General features: G+C 64.5%; 12 protein-coding genes. 5 read left to right on the top strand and 7 right to left on the bottom strand.

Features of this window, described 5'->3' with window-relative positions:
- The first annotated feature begins 66 nt into the window (after nt 1-66).
- From JOE41_RS17245 to JOE41_RS17235, 3 genes are read left to right on the top strand one after another with little or no spacing between them, the layout of a single operon-like run.
- Nucleotides 67-1,563, top strand: coding sequence for an SDR family oxidoreductase (locus JOE41_RS17245; protein WP_209753068.1), 1,497 nt, complete (start codon nt 67-69; stop codon nt 1,561-1,563).
- A 53-nt stretch (nt 1,564-1,616) separates the two neighbouring features.
- Nucleotides 1,617-2,114 carry a DUF2505 domain-containing protein gene (locus tag JOE41_RS17240; RefSeq protein WP_043429542.1) on the top strand — a complete coding sequence of 166 codons (498 nt, stop codon included), beginning with the start codon at nt 1,617-1,619 and terminating at the stop codon, nt 2,112-2,114.
- A gap of 3 nt (nt 2,115-2,117) precedes the next feature.
- A complete protein-coding gene (locus JOE41_RS17235; protein ID WP_209753067.1) occupies nt 2,118-2,339 on the top strand; it encodes an SCO4848 family membrane protein in 222 nt (73 codons plus the stop codon).
- Between the two features lie 329 nt (nt 2,340-2,668).
- On the opposite strand, the gene JOE41_RS17230 is transcribed toward JOE41_RS17235, so the two are convergent.
- A complete protein-coding gene (locus JOE41_RS17230; protein ID WP_209753066.1) occupies nt 2,669-2,806 on the bottom strand; it encodes a hypothetical protein in 138 nt (45 codons plus the stop codon).
- A gap of 197 nt (nt 2,807-3,003) precedes the next feature.
- Here JOE41_RS17230 and JOE41_RS17225 point away from each other — a divergent pair, with 197 nt between their 5' ends.
- The gene (locus JOE41_RS17225) at nt 3,004-3,228 is read left to right on the top strand and encodes a helix-turn-helix domain-containing protein (protein WP_011691098.1); all 225 of its coding nucleotides are present in this window, start codon (nt 3,004-3,006) and stop codon (nt 3,226-3,228) included.
- Here the strand turns inward: JOE41_RS17225 and sufU are convergent.
- The 3 genes from sufU to JOE41_RS17210 all read right to left on the bottom strand — a co-directional run bounded on the left by sufU (nt 3,225) and on the right by JOE41_RS17210 (nt 7,735).
- Nucleotides 3,225-3,710 (bottom strand): Fe-S cluster assembly sulfur transfer protein SufU, encoded by a 486-nt coding sequence (gene sufU, locus JOE41_RS17220; RefSeq protein ID WP_011691097.1) that lies wholly within the window; start codon nt 3,708-3,710, stop codon nt 3,225-3,227. The genes JOE41_RS17225 and sufU overlap by 4 nt on opposite strands.
- Complete coding sequence (locus tag JOE41_RS17215; RefSeq protein ID WP_209753065.1) at nt 3,707-5,038, bottom strand: SufS family cysteine desulfurase; 1,332 nt, start codon at nt 5,036-5,038, stop codon at nt 3,707-3,709. Before JOE41_RS17215 ends, sufU begins: the two co-directional genes overlap by 4 nt.
- Nucleotides 5,039-5,164: 126 nt before the next feature.
- Complete coding sequence (locus tag JOE41_RS17210) at nt 5,165-7,735, bottom strand: LuxR family transcriptional regulator (protein WP_209753064.1); 2,571 nt, start codon at nt 7,733-7,735, stop codon at nt 5,165-5,167.
- A gap of 402 nt (nt 7,736-8,137) precedes the next feature.
- On the opposite strand from JOE41_RS17210, the gene JOE41_RS17205 reads away from it, so the two are divergent.
- A complete protein-coding gene (locus JOE41_RS17205) occupies nt 8,138-9,187 on the top strand; it encodes a hypothetical protein (protein WP_245200753.1) in 1,050 nt (349 codons plus the stop codon).
- A 95-nt stretch (nt 9,188-9,282) separates the two neighbouring features.
- On the opposite strand, the gene JOE41_RS17200 is transcribed toward JOE41_RS17205, so the two are convergent.
- The 3 genes from JOE41_RS17200 to JOE41_RS17190 form a co-directional block, all read right to left on the bottom strand.
- Nucleotides 9,283-10,728 carry a glycosyltransferase family 2 protein gene (locus JOE41_RS17200; RefSeq protein ID WP_209753062.1) on the bottom strand — a complete coding sequence of 482 codons (1,446 nt, stop codon included), beginning with the start codon at nt 10,726-10,728 and terminating at the stop codon, nt 9,283-9,285.
- Nucleotides 10,725-12,617 carry a polysaccharide deacetylase family protein gene (locus JOE41_RS17195; RefSeq protein WP_209753061.1) on the bottom strand — a complete coding sequence of 631 codons (1,893 nt, stop codon included), beginning with the start codon at nt 12,615-12,617 and terminating at the stop codon, nt 10,725-10,727. The genes JOE41_RS17200 and JOE41_RS17195 overlap by 4 nt, the downstream gene beginning before the upstream one ends.
- A gap of 62 nt (nt 12,618-12,679) precedes the next feature.
- Nucleotides 12,680-14,128 carry a polysaccharide deacetylase family protein gene (locus JOE41_RS17190; protein ID WP_209753060.1) on the bottom strand — a complete coding sequence of 483 codons (1,449 nt, stop codon included), beginning with the start codon at nt 14,126-14,128 and terminating at the stop codon, nt 12,680-12,682.
- Between the last annotated feature and the right edge of the window lie 449 nt (nt 14,129-14,577).

Here is a 14,577-nt window from a genome sequence, read left to right as displayed (position 1 = left end):
GAAAAACTTGGATTGCTAAGCTGGCTGTGCACCGACGCACTCCGCTTTCGTTCCAAGGAGATCCACATGAACGGCATCCCGAAAACCGTGCTTGTCACCGGTGCCACCGGCTATATCGGCGGCCGGCTGGTCCCCCGCCTCCTCGAAGCCGGGCACACGGTGAAAGTCGTGGTCCGGACACCGGCGAAGATCGCCGGCGTCCCATGGCTGGAAAAGGTGGAGGTCATCCAGGGCAGCCTCGACGACGGCGACATGCTCCGGGGGGCGCTGGACGGCGTCGACGTGCTCTACTACCTGGTCCATTCGATGGCCACCGGCGCTGGCTTCGAAGCCAAGGAGAAAGCCATGGCGGAAACCGCCGCGAAGGCGGCGGAAGACGCCGGGGTGGAGAGAATCGTCTACCTTGGCGGCCTGCACCCGGAAGGCGCGGAACTCTCAACCCACATGCGCTCCCGCGAGGCCGTGGGCAAGGTCTTCCTCGCGAGTCCGGTGGACGCAGTGGTGTTCCAGGCGGGAGTGGTGATCGGTTCCGGTTCAGCCTCTTTCGAGATGATCCGGCACCTCTCGGAGACCCTCCCCCTGATGCCCGCGCCGAGCTGGGTGCGGAACCGGATCGAGGCAATCGCCGTCAGGGACGTGCTCTACTACCTCGTTGCGGCAGCGTCGCTGGAAGGGCACATTAACCGCACTTTCGACATCGGGTGCCGGCAGGTCCTTACCTACGCCGGAATGATGAAGGAGTACGCGGCCGAGGCCGGCCTGCCCTACCGCGTGGTGCTTGCCCTGCCCATCCCGGCACCGAAACTCGCCGGGATGTGGGTGGCCCTGACCACGCCCATCCCCCTCTCCATGTCGTTGCCGCTCGTCGAATCACTCCAGCACGACGCGGTGGCGCGCGAGCACGACATCGACGACTACGTTCCGCTGCCCGAGGGCGGCCTGACACCTTACCGCCGTGCCGTGTCCCTCGCCCTGGGCAAGGAACGCGACGCGCAGGTGGAAACCACCTGGGCCAGCGCCGGCGCGGACGCCGATCCTTTGCCGAGCGACCCGGACTGGGCCGGCCACCGGGTGTACGTCGACGAGCGAAGCTACTCCAGCCCGGTGGACCCCAAGTATGTCTGGACCATCATCGAGGGGATCGGCGGCCGCAACGGCTGGTACTCCCTGCCGCTGGCATGGCAGGTCCGCGGCTGGCTGGACAAACTGACCGGAGGTGCCGGGCTGCTCCGCGGCCGCAGGCACCCCCATCTGCTTGCCGAGGGCGAGGTGGTGGACTGGTGGCGTGCAGAGCGGATTGACCGCGGCCGGATGCTGCGGCTCCGCGCGGAAATGCGCGCCCCCGGCCGTGCATGGCTGGAGCTGTCGGTCGAACCGGAAGGCACGGGCAGCCGCTACCGCCAGCGCGCCATCTTCTTCCCGAAAGGTCTCAGCGGCAAGCTGTACTGGCTCGCCGTATTGCCGTTTCATAGCGTCATTTTTCCGGCGATGTCACACAACATCACGGCGGCTGCGCAAAAGCTGGCGGAAGCCGAATCGGAGTCCGCAGGGTCCACCGCATAGGATGTGGGAGGCAAAAACCGATGCCCCATACCCCCAACCCCAATGGAGGAACAATGGCACTGAGTGCTTCCACCACCCTGCCGCACAGCGTTGACCGCGTAACGGCTGTGTTCGCCAATGAAGACTTCCAGCGCCACACCAGTGAACTGGTGGGCGGAACCCTTGAATCATTCAAGGTCGACGGCGATGTAGCCGGCGCTTTCAGCACCACCTCGGTGCGCACCCTGCCCACCACCCGGTTGCCGGAAATTGCCCGCAAATTCGTGGGCGAGCGCCTCACCGTCACCCAGCTTGAGACCTGGGAAGCCCCCGCCGCCGACGGCTCACGGCAGAGCAACATCAGCCTGAAGATCGCAGGTGCCCCGCTGGACGTCAGCGCCGTGCAGCGGCTGGTGGCCGACGGTGCCAGCACCCGTGTGGAGCTCGAGGGCAACGTGACATCCTCGGTTCCGTTCCTGGGCGGCAAGATTGCCGATGCTGCCGAGCCCATGGTGGGCAAGGCCCTGAACATCCAGTCACAGCAGGCGCAGGCCTGGCTGGAAAGCCACTGACCCATGCAGCTTCCCGTTGCCCTGGCCTGGGTCCTGGTCATTGCCGGAGTCTGGTCCCTGGTGGTCTGGCCGCAGTTCCTCAAGCGGGTGATGAAGGATCCAAGGGCACGTGACTCGGCCGGCAAGGCCACCAGGTTCCTCACGGTCCACGTCGTCCTGGTGTCCGTCTCACTGGTGCTTGGCGCCGCCACAGCGGCAATCGGCATCGCCGGAATGATCGGCTAACCGGCCACTCGAGTACCCGGAGCGGAAAATGGAGTAGCAGGGACCATAAATGAAGTGGAGGACACGCTGTTATCTGAACGTGATAAGCCCTAAATTTCTGCTATGGACGCGAACGATATGGAACGGGTTTGGCACGGTAGCCACCGTAAAATCGACCGCAGAAATTGGTCGTTGTATTTCGCACTCACCCTATTGGGGCTTATTGCGTGGGTAATAGTCATATTTCCCCACTAATCCTGGAATTTTCGGCACCATAACCTGAACTCCGGCGGGTCCCCACCTGCCGGAGTTCTATTGTCCGTGCCGGCCGATATCCGTGTCCTGCGGTATTAACGGACAAAGTCGGAGTACCCGGCCAGGACCGTGAGCACCGTGAGCACCCCGAGGGCAAGAACGCAGACAATTTCCGCCCTGTGAATCCTGTGCTGCGTCTGCCGCCATTCAGCGTCGTCCTGGATATCAACCATATATAGACGCTACGGGCCCCGCCGGCACGCCACTAGAGTAGTCACTACTTGTCTTTATCCCCATTGCGGCGCGCTCTTCACATCAAGCTCACCATGCCATAAAGTAGCCATAAGATCGGCGATCGGCTCAGCGACGTTTGTCTCAGGATTGAAGTACGTCCTCAGGATCGAACTACGTCCCAGGAGAGCTGAGAACAGTGGCCGCTGAAGGTTTTTCAAATACCCGTTTCCTGACAGTCTCGGAAGTCGCAGAAGTCATGCGGCTGTCCCGGATGACCGTGTACCGGCTCGTCAAGGCGCACGACCTGCCTGCCGTACGTTTTGGCCGCTCCTACAGGGTCCCCGAGCATGCCATCGAAGACTACGTCCAGCACCATTCCACGCTCGCGGACGATGAGCATCCGGAGGCCGGCAAGACCTAGCGGGTGGTGGCTACGGCCTGCCGCAGCGCGTCCTCGGCAGCCACCCACGCCAGCATGGCGCATTTCACCCTGGCCGGGTACTTTGCCACTCCGGCCAGGGCCGCCGCATCACCCAGAATTTCCTCGTCCGGCTCCAGCCGGCCCCGCGAACGCATGAGCTCCCGGAAATGGTCGATCATTTCGCTGAGCTCGTCCGGCGACGCCCCCTCGGACAATTCGCTCAATATTGAGGCCGAGGCCATTGAGATGGCGCAGCCGTCACCATGCCAGTGGATTCCCTTCACTGATGGCGGGTTCCCCGCGGCCTCAAGTTCCAGGCGCAGCGTAATTTCGTCGCCACACACCGGATTGAGCTGATGGCACTGCCCGACTCCTGCCTGGTGAGGCGTCTCCGTGGCTTCATCAGCCGTCAGGTCAGCTCCGCTGCGGGCTTTTGCGTGCTCCAGGATCAGCTGCTGGTACATCGCATCCAGGGCGCTCATTTGGATGTCCCCGTGCTTTCTACGCCGAAGTAGGGCCGGACCTGGGCCACAGCTTCGAGCAGCAGGTCCACTTCTTCCGTTGTGTTGTACAAATAGGTGCTCGCCCGCGTGGTGGCGGTCAGGCCCAGCCGGCGGTGGAGCGGTTGCGCGCAGTGGTGACCCACGCGGACGGCGATGCCCATGCTGTCCAGGTACTGCCCGACGTCGTGCGCATGCACGCCGGCCACGTCGAAGGCTGCCAGGCCGAGCCGTTCCACGCCGGCAGCGGGCCCCACGACCCGGACTCCGTCAATGGCGCTCAGCCCCGTGACCAGCCGCTGGCCCAGGGACGCTTCCCAGCCGGCGATTCGTTCCATGCCGGTTTCGCGCAGGTAGTTGGCGGCCGCCGCGAGCGCCACAGCCTGCGAGATGGGCTGGGTGCCGGCCTCGAACCGCTGGGGCGCCGGAAGGTACTCGGCCTTTTCCATCGTCACGGTCGTGATCATGGAACCCCCGGTCAGGAACGGAGGCATGGCATTCAACAATTCGCGCCGCCCGTACACGCCGCCGATCCCCGTGGGCGCCAGCATCTTGTGGCCGGAGAATACAGCGAAGTCCACGTCCAGGGCCTTGAAGTCCAAGGGCAGGTGCGGCGCCGACTGGCAGGCGTCCAGCACAACGAGGGCCCCTGCCGCCCGGGCCAGCCGCACGAGCTCGGGCACCGGATTGATGGTTCCAAGCACATTTGACGCATGGGTGAACGCCAGGACCTTGGTACGCCCGGTGATAAGCCACGCCGCCTCCTCAAGCCGCAACGCGCCGTCGTCGTCGATGGGGATGAATTTCAAGGTGGCACCGGTGCGCCTGCAGAGCTCCTGCCAGGGAATCAGGTTCGCGTGGTGTTCCATCTCCGTCACCACAATCTCGTCCCCGGGACCGAGGGCGAAGCGGCCGGCCTCGCCCCGGACGGTGCCGACACTGGCGTTCGAGAAGGCGTACGCGAGGAGATTGAGCCCGGCGGTGGCGTTCGCTGTCCAGACCAGTTCGTCCTCCGCCACGCCGACGAAACCGGCCACAGTGGCGCGGGCATCCTCGAAGGCGTCGGTGGCCTGGACGGCAAGGTGGTGGGCACCGCGGTGCACCGCGGCATTCCTCAGCTCGTAGAACTCCTGCTCGGCTTCGAGGACGCTGCGGGGGTTCTGAGAAGTGGCGCCGGAATCCAGGTAAACAAGGGGCCTGCCGTTGACTTCCTGGTCCAGAACGGGAAAGTCGTTGCGGAGACGCAGGACTTCAACATCACTTAGCGCGACCTGGGTGTCTGCGGTAGCGGGAGTGGATACCATGACCAAACGGGAGCTCCTTGATAGGCAAGACCTGCCGACGGCTCGCCGCCACGGGCAGGCACACCGCTTGCGTCCGCGGTGCTACTCCTCAATTGTCCCACTATTGCCCGGCGGCCGGTTCCGCATGGGCCGTCACCGCCCCGCGCCGTCCAGGCTGTTCCAGAGTTCAGCCAGCTCCTGGCGCCGGGAAACGCCCAGCTTGCCGTAGATCCGCTGCAGATGCGCGTTTACCGTGTTCACGGCGATCCCGAGTTCCGCCGCTACGCCCGCACTCCCCATGCCGGTGACAACAAGTACCGCCACTTCGCGTTCCCTTTGCGACAGCTTGGCGGCATCAGCGGCCGGCCCGCCGTTTCCGTCGCTCGACCACCGCCAGTCCGGCGGCCCGGCGGCTGATTGTTCAAACACCGCTCCCTCCGGCCTGGCCGCGACTCCGAGGTTCAGCAGTTCACGTGCCCGGCCCCTGCCGCCACCCGCCGCCATAGCTGGTTTGCGGGGCGCCCTCTGCGGTGGGCCTGCGGCGCCCGTGACGGCGGGACGTGCCACCGATGCGTAGGTTTCAGCCAGCCTCGCCGCGACGTCGCCGTCCGCTGCCCGATGCCCCGCCGTCCGATTGTCCGCTTGCCGCTGGTCTGCCGCGGCGGTACCCGCGCCTGGCAGCTGCGCCAGATCCCACGTCAGCCACTCCGCCGTGGCCTGAGCCGCCAGGGTGAGTGCCAGCAGGTCCTCAGGGCCACCTGCTGTTTCGGCGTCCGCGGCTCCGGACTCCCGCCCAGCGGCACGTCCGGCAGACTGCCGGCAAAACATCATGGCCCGGAAAAGTTGCAGCGGGCCGCCCGGGTAGCTCATCCATTTGTTGCGTCCGGGGCGCAGATCCGGACTCCCGGCGTCGGGTCCTTGGCCCAACCGGGTCAGGTTGAACGCATGGATGGTGAGCACTGTCGAGTGGAAATCGACGCTGCATCGCGGAAGGCGTTCCACGGCGTTGAGCGCCCGGGTGGAAAGCGCAACGGCGTCAGCGGACTTTCCCCGCACGGACAGCCCTTGTGAAGCCAGCGCCAGGAGCAGGATGCCTGCATGGGTATCCGGCGCATCATCCGGGCCTGACTGGCCTCCGTCGCAGAACCCGGGAGGGCAAAGCCGGTGGAAGAGCTCCCCACCCGGACTGGGCCAGTTTCCCTCCCGTGACTCCAGGTAGAGCTGCAGGACATCCAGCTCATCCTGGACGGCATTCTGGTAGGTGTCGGCGGCCGTATCACCGACGGATGCAGTTGCCGCCATGGCCAGCCGCTTCCTTGCACCGTCCAGTACGGACTGAAGTGCGTCCCGGCCCGGATTCGTGGGCATGAGGGCTTGGAGGAGCAGGCCTACTGCCCGGGCGAATTCCATGCTCAGCACGGCCGGGGTGTTCTCCACAAGGCCTCGGAGGACCTCAGCGCTCCGGCTGTACCTGTGGGCATGGAACAGGGCCCGGGCCGCTTCCGTCTGCGCCATAAGCTGGAGTTCGGGTGCCTTGATCGCTTCGGCCGCCTTCTGGGCGCGGTCGCTGTCGTAGAGGTTGTTGGCGTTGGTTGCCACCGCCAGGAGGTCCAGGTCAGCGACAGCTGTGCCGGCATTCAGTGCGGCTTCCACCCGCCGAAAAAGGTCCCACAGCGGTTCCTCCCCCGCTCTCCGGGAGCCGCCCGGCCCCGTGCCGTGCAGGTCCGCTTCACGGCCAAGGTCCAGCGGGCCGGCCCCACCCGGATAATGCCGGGCAGCAGTGGCCTCTACCTCGTGGTTCAGCGTGACATCGGCCCCGCCGTCACTCCTGATTTGGAGCCTGATGAAGTTGTCCCGTTCCAACGCGGCCAGGGCGGCCGGCGGCACGGCCCGGGCGAGCACGGAAAGCGGAGCCGGATCCGCGGCCGCCAGGAAGTCAACCACCTGGCGCCGCTCCGGCGGAAGAGCCTCGATCCGCCGTCGGGCCAGGTCGAATTGACGTACCTCCGCAAGGTCCGGCGGCCCGACAAGGGCACAGCTATCCCCGCGCTCCACAATCCGGCCGTCCGCCAACGCTTCGTCCACCAGCCAGCTGGCAGTTAGCGCATTGGCGCCCGATGCCGCGAGGATGTCCCGCACCAGGCTGCGGCCGGGCCGGGCGGGAAGCCTGTACTCAAGGAAAGTACGGAGCTGGTCCGGTGTCAGGTCTTCCAGTTCCACGATGGACAGCTGCCGGGCCACCACCGACTCCATCAGCTCCATCTGCAGCTGGCGGTCCGAACGGTGGCTTGCCAGCATCTTGATGTCCGGTTCCGCGAGGAGCTGGTTGAGAACCCAGAGGGACGTTCCGTCCAGGTGGTCCACATTATCCAGGACCACCAGAATCCCGTTTGCCCCCGGGTCCTGGCTGCGAAGCGCATCGCGGCAGGCCCGGACGACGTTTAGGGGTGACACCTTGGAATTGGCCGGCAACGCCGGCGCCAGCACACTGCCGATGCCGAACTTCATCCGGCGGCCGGATTGGGGAACACTGTGGACAATGACGGTGAGCCGTCCGGAGAGCGCTTCCGCTACGGCGGCAAGCAGCCTGGTCCGGCCCGAGCCGGCAGCACCGGTGATGATGACGCCCGAACTCTCTGAATTGGAGAGCGCATTGATTGCGGCCCGGAGTTCGGCCACACGAATGACCGGGGGGAAAGCTGAATTTCCTGCCCTAACGTCCATGGTTGCGTCGATTCCTTAGCCGCTGAGCGTGGAGTTCCGGACCGCCCCCAACCATCTGCCGGCATTAGCAACTCCTACGCTACCTAGCCACCGCGCGCGCTGGCTTGAGTAGTGACTACTCGAATATGCCGGAGCGTTGCTCGCGGGCACGTTCAGGCTACTCACAGGCATCCGTGTAAAGTGGAGCGGGTGTTAACGGTCTCTACGGGTCTCTTGACGGTCCCGCTGTCTACTTCTGGGGAGTAAGCGGTTCAGCTGATTTCACTATCAGCATCGATTCTTGGCGCGGCCACTGCCGCGCCGATCTGGCGGTCATGACCCGTGCTTGGCGTGCCCTCATTGGGTACCTGCCAACCCTGTTAATGTCCCCAACAGATATGTATCCCAAAAAAAATGAAACACATGACCACGCCCATTATGGCTGTGTTGATCCTCCTTATCGGAGTATTGACCGCAGGCTGTGCCGCCCAATCGGCGCCCGGCCCGTCGGCCTCCACCAGTCCCTCGTCAGCCAGCGCAGAAGCATCGCAGGTAACCCCGAAGGCAACACCGTCACCCACTTCGACGCCGGCCGCGGCGCCTGCGGAGAAACCTGCGCCCGCCGCGGTTTCCGCACCCGAACCTGCCGTCGCGGCTCCCGCACCGCTGGCCGTCGCCGCAGCTGAGCCCGTAGCCGCACCGGCTGCCAGCAAGTACCCGCTGCACACCAACGTCGTGAGCACCACCTTCTGGGTGGGTGAAATCTTCAACGCCAACCTTGCAGACGGTTCCCAGGTCTGCTCGACGTACAACGGCCAGTGGGCTTTCAAGCACACCGGCATCAACGCCGGCACTACTCCCGCCACTGCCTCCGGCTGCCCCGGCAGTATCTACGGCGGCTGCGACGGCGTGAGCTCGGGCTCGGGAACTTCGTTCACTTGCGCCACGGAAGCACGCGATGCCTCCAACGGGTACTTCCCCAAGAACCAGCCCGCGCCGCTTGAGAACCCGTTCTACCTTGACCTGCCTTACGACGACGTTAACGACAGCGTCGCATTCCAGCAGCGCTGCCAGGTCATCCCGTGGGCTGCCGCGGACAACGCCGCCACGGGTGTCGACCACTGCGCGGATGGCAGCTATTCGTACATGAAGAACCGGTGGGTCCAGATGACCGGGCCCAACGGCAACGTCTGCTACGGGCAGATTGAGGATGCCGGTCCTTCCAGCGGTTCCGAATACCATGACGCGAACTACGTCTTCGGTGCGACCGACGCCCGCCCGGCAAACACCGATTTCTCCGCCGACGGCACGCAGGGCGCAGGGATGGATGTTTCCCCTGCACTGAACGGTTGCCTCGGCTTCGCCGAGCTGGACGGCAGCGGAGATCACGTCTCGTGGAGGTTCGTTGACCGCGCAGATGTTCCTGCCGGACCGTGGCTGAACGTCGAAACCACCTCGGGTGTCAGCTGGTAACAGCAGCACCTGTCTGCTCAGAAACCCTGAACGCAGAAACCATGAACGCCCCTCCGGCAGGACCACAGTGGTCCTGCCGGAGGGGCGTTTTTGCGCTACCGGGTGATGCCGGCACCCGCCGTGGCTTCTTCCAGCTCGAGGCCTTCGCCCTGGATGCGCCGCATCGGACTGACCCACACGCCCGATGAGGCCGCAGAGAAGGCCCGGGGCAGCACCATCAGGCAGATCACGGAGTCCAGGATCCGCATGAACGGGAAGAGTGGCGCCATCAGCAGGATGCCAGGCCGGCGGAGGGCAAGGGCCGCGATGACGGTGAGCAGGAAGTCCGGAATGAGGACACCCAAGAGGACGTCCTGCGGGCGCATGAGACCGGACAGGTAAAGGAAGGATTCGCCGTTGTCACCGAAGGCCTGGAGCTGCATGGACGCCACCAGCGAGAGCAGGAAGACCGGGATCAGCAAGACGAAGAACAGGCAGCTGATAACGAGTTCGATGATGTAGAACACCAGAACAAACCAGAACTTTCCGGACTGCAGGCGGTGCCGCCGGACGGTCTGCCAGAAGCCGAGGATCCAACGCCGGACTTGCCGCGTGTAGTCCTGCAGGTTGTCCGGATCCTGGGTGTATGCCACGGCGGCTGAGGGGTGGAACGCAATCCGCCCTAATTTCTTGGCATGGATCTCGAAGGTCATGTTGAAGTCCTCAATGACCAGGCCCGGGGCCAGCACCTTGATTTTCGCGAGTGCGCTCGTCCGGTACATGCTGGCAAAGCCCGGCACGATCGAGACAACGTTTGCGCCCCTGGCGGCCTGGCCGTATTTGAGAAGCAGCTGCACCACAATGTACAGCCGTTCCCGATATGCCACCAGGAACCGGCCCAGCGCGGTGGGTGGAGGCGGGGTCATGATGGACTTTGCCCTTCCGGCCACAGCCACCACAGAGTGATCGAGGAAGAGCGGCAGCCCGGTCTCCAGGTAATCCGCTGTGGGCCGGGTATCCGCGTCAAGCAGCATCACCACTTTGAACTTCCGGCACAGCTCAAAATAAGCGATTCCGGCGGCCAATGCGCCGGCCTTTCCCCTGTTCGGTTCGAGGTCCAGCACTTTGACCCCCGCTGCCCGGGCAATCGCCGAGGTGTCGTCCGTGGACATGTCCGAGATCACGTGGATGTTCCTGAGCGGCACCAGCGCCGAGGCGGCCCGGATGGTCTCCCTGATGACAAGTGCTTCGTTGTGGGCGGCAATAAGCACCGCGACATTTGCGGGCAGGATCCTGGCGTCCCTGGCGCGATGGCGGCCATGCTCCCGCTGGATCTGGCCCCGGTGTGCCCTGGGCGCCGGCAACGTGTGTGCGCCATGGACTCCGGGGCCGAGCCGGTTGGCCAGCGGCCAGCGCTGCAGGAGCCCCAGCATGCGCCCGCTCAGCGGCGGGCCCAGCGTGATCCGCCGGGTGTACTGCTCATTGGCCAGGCGCAACAAGCCCACAAACGACCAGAAGATCGTGCTGATTCCAAGGACAAGGACGATGTATACGGCTATCACAGCGACGGCGCTCCAATCGTGTCGAACATGGCATAGTCATCCGTGATGAGCGTGCCATTCCTGAAGAGGTTCAGCCCGAAGCTGATCGCGGTTGCGCCGGTGGGCAACGCGGGGGTGGTGAAACTGGCCTGAGTGTAGGAACCGGCGGCAGCGAACCAGGGACTTGATGTCCAGTAGACCCAGGCTCCGGCGGAGTTCCGGTAGTAGACAGCGAACTGGGTCACCGTCGTCGAGGTGTACCAGGCGCGGAGCGAATACGTGTGGCCGGCGACCGCCGGCGGTGCGCACGAACCGGAGTCCAGCGCCTGGAGGAGTTTCGCATCACCGTTGGCGTAGTTACTCATCACCAGGCGTTCTGCCTTTGTCCCGGTCCTGGCCGTTGAGACGGTACTGAACGACGCCGTGTTGGAGCCGTAGCCCGCCGTTTGCCAGCATTGCGGCGCGGAGCCGGCACCTGCCGTTTCAAGGCTGGCATTCTGCACGAGGTTTGTACCGGCGGGCGGTGGCGGTGGCGGAGGTGTGGACGACGCGGTGTCGGTCATTTCGTAGTCGTCCGTGATCAGCGTCCCGTTACTGAAGAGGTTGAGTCCGAAGCTGATGCCGCTGGCCCCCGAAGGCAACGCAGGGGTTGTCCAGCTGGCCCTTTGGAATGTCGTTGCAGGCCCGAACCAAGGGCTCGAAGTCCAGTAGACCCAGTAGCCGAGGCCTGTCCGGTAATACAGGGCGAACTGGGTATTGGCAGTGGACTTGTACCAGGCTCCCAAGTTGTATGTGTGTCCGGGGGTTGCCACCGGCGAACATCCGCCAAGGTCCAGGGATGGCAGCAATCTAGCATCACCGTTGACGTAGCCTGTCACGACCAGGCGTTCTGCCACCGACCCCGTCCGTCCCGGGCTCACCGTACTGAACGTGCGGTTGTTTGTCCCGTAACCGGCCGCCTGCCAACATTGGGGCACACCCCCAGCCAAGGTTTCAAGGCTCGGATTCTTCACGAGGTTGCCGCTCGTGGGGGGCGGGGGGACGGCCGGACCGGCAACGGCGGGCTTGACCGTTCCGCCGATGACCTGGTCCACCGTCTTAACCGTGGTTGTGGCCGGCCGTGTCTTCAGCCAGGACGCGAATTGAGTGAAGAGCGTGGGACTAATGCTGAGTGGGCCAGGGGTGGAAGAGATGTGGTGGAAGGTGAACTGAACCCACCCGCCGACGCTTTCGGCTCTGGTCACACTATTTTGGAAATCAGCAAGTGTCCATGGGCTGTCCACTTGGTCCAAGGCAGCGGTGCGGAACGGGTTCAGCGGAGGAACAGTCTCAGCCCAAGCACACCCTGAACAGCCAAAGCGGGACTGAATGTCGCCCAGCGCACGGGCGCTGTTGTAGCCGCAGTCTCTTACCGTCGTCTGGGCAGCACTATTAACGGCGCTGAACGGATAGGCAAAGCTCGTGACACGGAAGCCCCAGTTGGTCAGGTTGACCCGGTCGTTGCAGACCTGACGGGTGACCTCGTCGGAGGGCAGGGTGGTGAGATCAGCATGGGTCACAGTATGTCCGCCGATTTCGTGGCCGCTGGCTGCGAGGCCCTGAAGATCCGAGACCGTCAGGTAGCCGGCATTGTTGATGTTTCCGGAAGGAATGAAGAACGTTCCGTCCAGACCGTAGTTGTTCATGATCTGGGCGGCGGCCATCTGGTCGGCATTGCCGTCGTCGAACGTCAACGAAACAACGGTGGGTGCCGCTGCCTGCGCCGGAAATGCCTGCGCAGCCAGGCCCGTCACAGCCAAGGCCACAATGCCCAAAACCGTGACGGCCGTCCGCGCCCGCTGTCTGGTCTCCTTCAGTGCGGGGCCAAAGTCAACCTGCCATGCTAATCGCCAGGAAGTCTGTAACTTCATGGGAATCGACTCGATTCTTGTTTTCGAGCCCGTGGAGCTTCTGCGCTGACAACGGGCGGGGCCTACGGGGCGGGCGGCGCCCCCGTGTCGAACATCTCGTAGTCATCCGTAGCCAGCTCCCCGTCGCTGAACAGATTCAAGCCAAAACTGATAGCGACGGCGTCTGCCGGCACCGGCGGTGCAGTCCACTCAGCCTGCCGGTAGGCAGCGCTGGCGGGAAACCATGGGCTGGCTGTCCAATAGGTCCAGGTGCCAACCTTGTTGCGGTAATACAACTCGAACTGTGTTGATGAAGTGGAGGTGTACCATGCGCGCAGCGTATAGCTGTGGCCGGGGACGACGCTCGGTGCGCACGCCCCGAGGTCCATGACAGGGAGCAGCTTTGCGTCCCCGGATGTGTAGCCCGTGACGTCGAGGCGCCGGGCAATAGTGCCCGAGCGCCCGGGAGTCAGCGTGCTCAGGACATGTGAATTCTCGCCGTAGGAGGAAACCTGCCAGCACTCGGGAAGGCCGTACTTTCCGGCTGTTTCCAGTCCCGGGTTGCGGAGCGCGTTGGTGCCGGGCGGCGCAGGCGGAGCAACAGGTCCCGGAACTGCGGGTTTTGCCCCGCCACCAATCACATCGTGCACGGTGCGGATGGCGGTGGTTCCCTCGTCTGTGCGGGTCACCAGCCACGAGACGAAGTCGTTGAAGAGTGCGGGGCTGACAGACCGGGGACTCCCGCTGTCATCGATGTCGAAGAAGCTCAGCTGCAGCCACCCTCCGGTGGTTTCAGCGTCCATGACTGACCGCTGGAGGTCCGCGATGGTCCACGCGGACCCGATCTCCGGCGTCGACCTCGTGCTGAACGGGTCCGCCGGCCGGACGGTTTCGGACACGGCGCAATCGGCGCACCCCAGCTTGCTGCGGAGATCACCCTGGCTGCGCGCGCTGTTGTACCCGCAGCCGGCCACCATCGCCTCGGCCTCGGGCGACTTTGCGGCAAAGGGGTAGGCGAAAGATGTGACCTTGAAGCCCCAGTCGGTGAGGTTGGTCCGGTCATTGCAGACCTGTCGGGTGGCTTCAGCAGGTTCAAGTGCCGTCAAGTCTGCAAGGGTTGCGGTGTGCCCGCCAATCTCGTTGCCGTCCGCGGCCAGCTTGTGCAGATCCTCCACCGTCATGTAGTCCTTCGCCCCCATGAAACCCGAGTTGACGAAGAACGTCCCCCGTAGCCCGTGGCTTCGAAGGGTCTCCGCGGCGGCCAGCTGGCTGGCCCTGCCGCCGTCGAACGTCAGCGTGACGGTGGTCAGCGCGAGGCTCGTGTCCACGGGTGCCGCAAAATTCTTCAGGGGACCCTGCGCATCCCGGGCCGGCCCCGGGCCGGCCTTGGGTACCAGGGCGGCGGATCCCGTCAGGAGTGCCAGCCCGGCCAGCCATGAGACTGCCCAGAGCGTTGTCCGTTTCCGCTGCCGCATCAAACCGGAACCGGGCGGACCGCCCTGTTCCCCCGGCAGTTCATGCCTCTGGCTCATGACAGATATCCCCTCTTACATCCGTATCGCCCGGCCGCAAGAGGATCCCCCCAGGCCGCAGTGCTTCATTGATTGACACCTCGAAGGGGTCGGTGACGACTGGGGGGAAGCCTTGGTCTCAAAGGCTTGTTCGCCACCGACCCCCGTTCACGGGCCCCGGGCTTGTTCGCCAGGGCTGGCTGCCTCGCGGCAGCTGTGTCGGCAGAACTGGAAAAGAAGTCACCGGCGGGTTTCGCTGGCCGGGGCATCCCTGCCGCCATGACCGTAGCGGACCGCCACTCAGGGGTATGGTTGCGTGCTTGCGCCCGCAAAGGTGCGTCCATTCCCATTTTGAGACCCGATTTCTCCCCCGGAACTCTGTATCTATCCGACACCCAAAGCCTATTAAGAGGGGCGCCTCGCGGCACGAGTGGTGCCTACCCGTCTTTCCTTTCCGGGAGGGCAGGGAA

Source organism: Arthrobacter sp. PvP103 (assembly GCF_017833075.1).
In the GTDB taxonomy this organism is placed as follows: domain Bacteria; phylum Actinomycetota; class Actinomycetes; order Actinomycetales; family Micrococcaceae; genus Arthrobacter.
This window is presented reverse-complemented; position numbering and strand designations above follow the sequence as displayed.

Coding starts and splice junctions, on each gene's coding strand:
- JOE41_RS17245 (WP_209753068.1), top strand. CDS start 67: ATGAACGGCATCCCGAAAACCGTGCTTGTCACCGGTGCCACCGGCTAT.
- JOE41_RS17240 (WP_043429542.1), top strand. CDS start 1,617: ATGGCACTGAGTGCTTCCACCACCCTGCCGCACAGCGTTGACCGCGTA.
- JOE41_RS17235 (WP_209753067.1), top strand. CDS start 2,118: ATGCAGCTTCCCGTTGCCCTGGCCTGGGTCCTGGTCATTGCCGGAGTC.
- JOE41_RS17230 (WP_209753066.1), bottom strand. CDS start 2,806: ATGGTTGATATCCAGGACGACGCTGAATGGCGGCAGACGCAGCACAGG.
- sufU (WP_011691097.1), bottom strand. CDS start 3,710: ATGAGCGCCCTGGATGCGATGTACCAGCAGCTGATCCTGGAGCACGCA.
- JOE41_RS17210 (WP_209753064.1), bottom strand. CDS start 7,735: ATGGACGTTAGGGCAGGAAATTCAGCTTTCCCCCCGGTCATTCGTGTG.
- JOE41_RS17205 (WP_245200753.1), top strand. CDS start 8,138: ATGACCACGCCCATTATGGCTGTGTTGATCCTCCTTATCGGAGTATTG.
- JOE41_RS17195 (WP_209753061.1), bottom strand. CDS start 12,617: ATGAAGTTACAGACTTCCTGGCGATTAGCATGGCAGGTTGACTTTGGC.
- JOE41_RS17190 (WP_209753060.1), bottom strand. CDS start 14,128: ATGAGCCAGAGGCATGAACTGCCGGGGGAACAGGGCGGTCCGCCCGGT.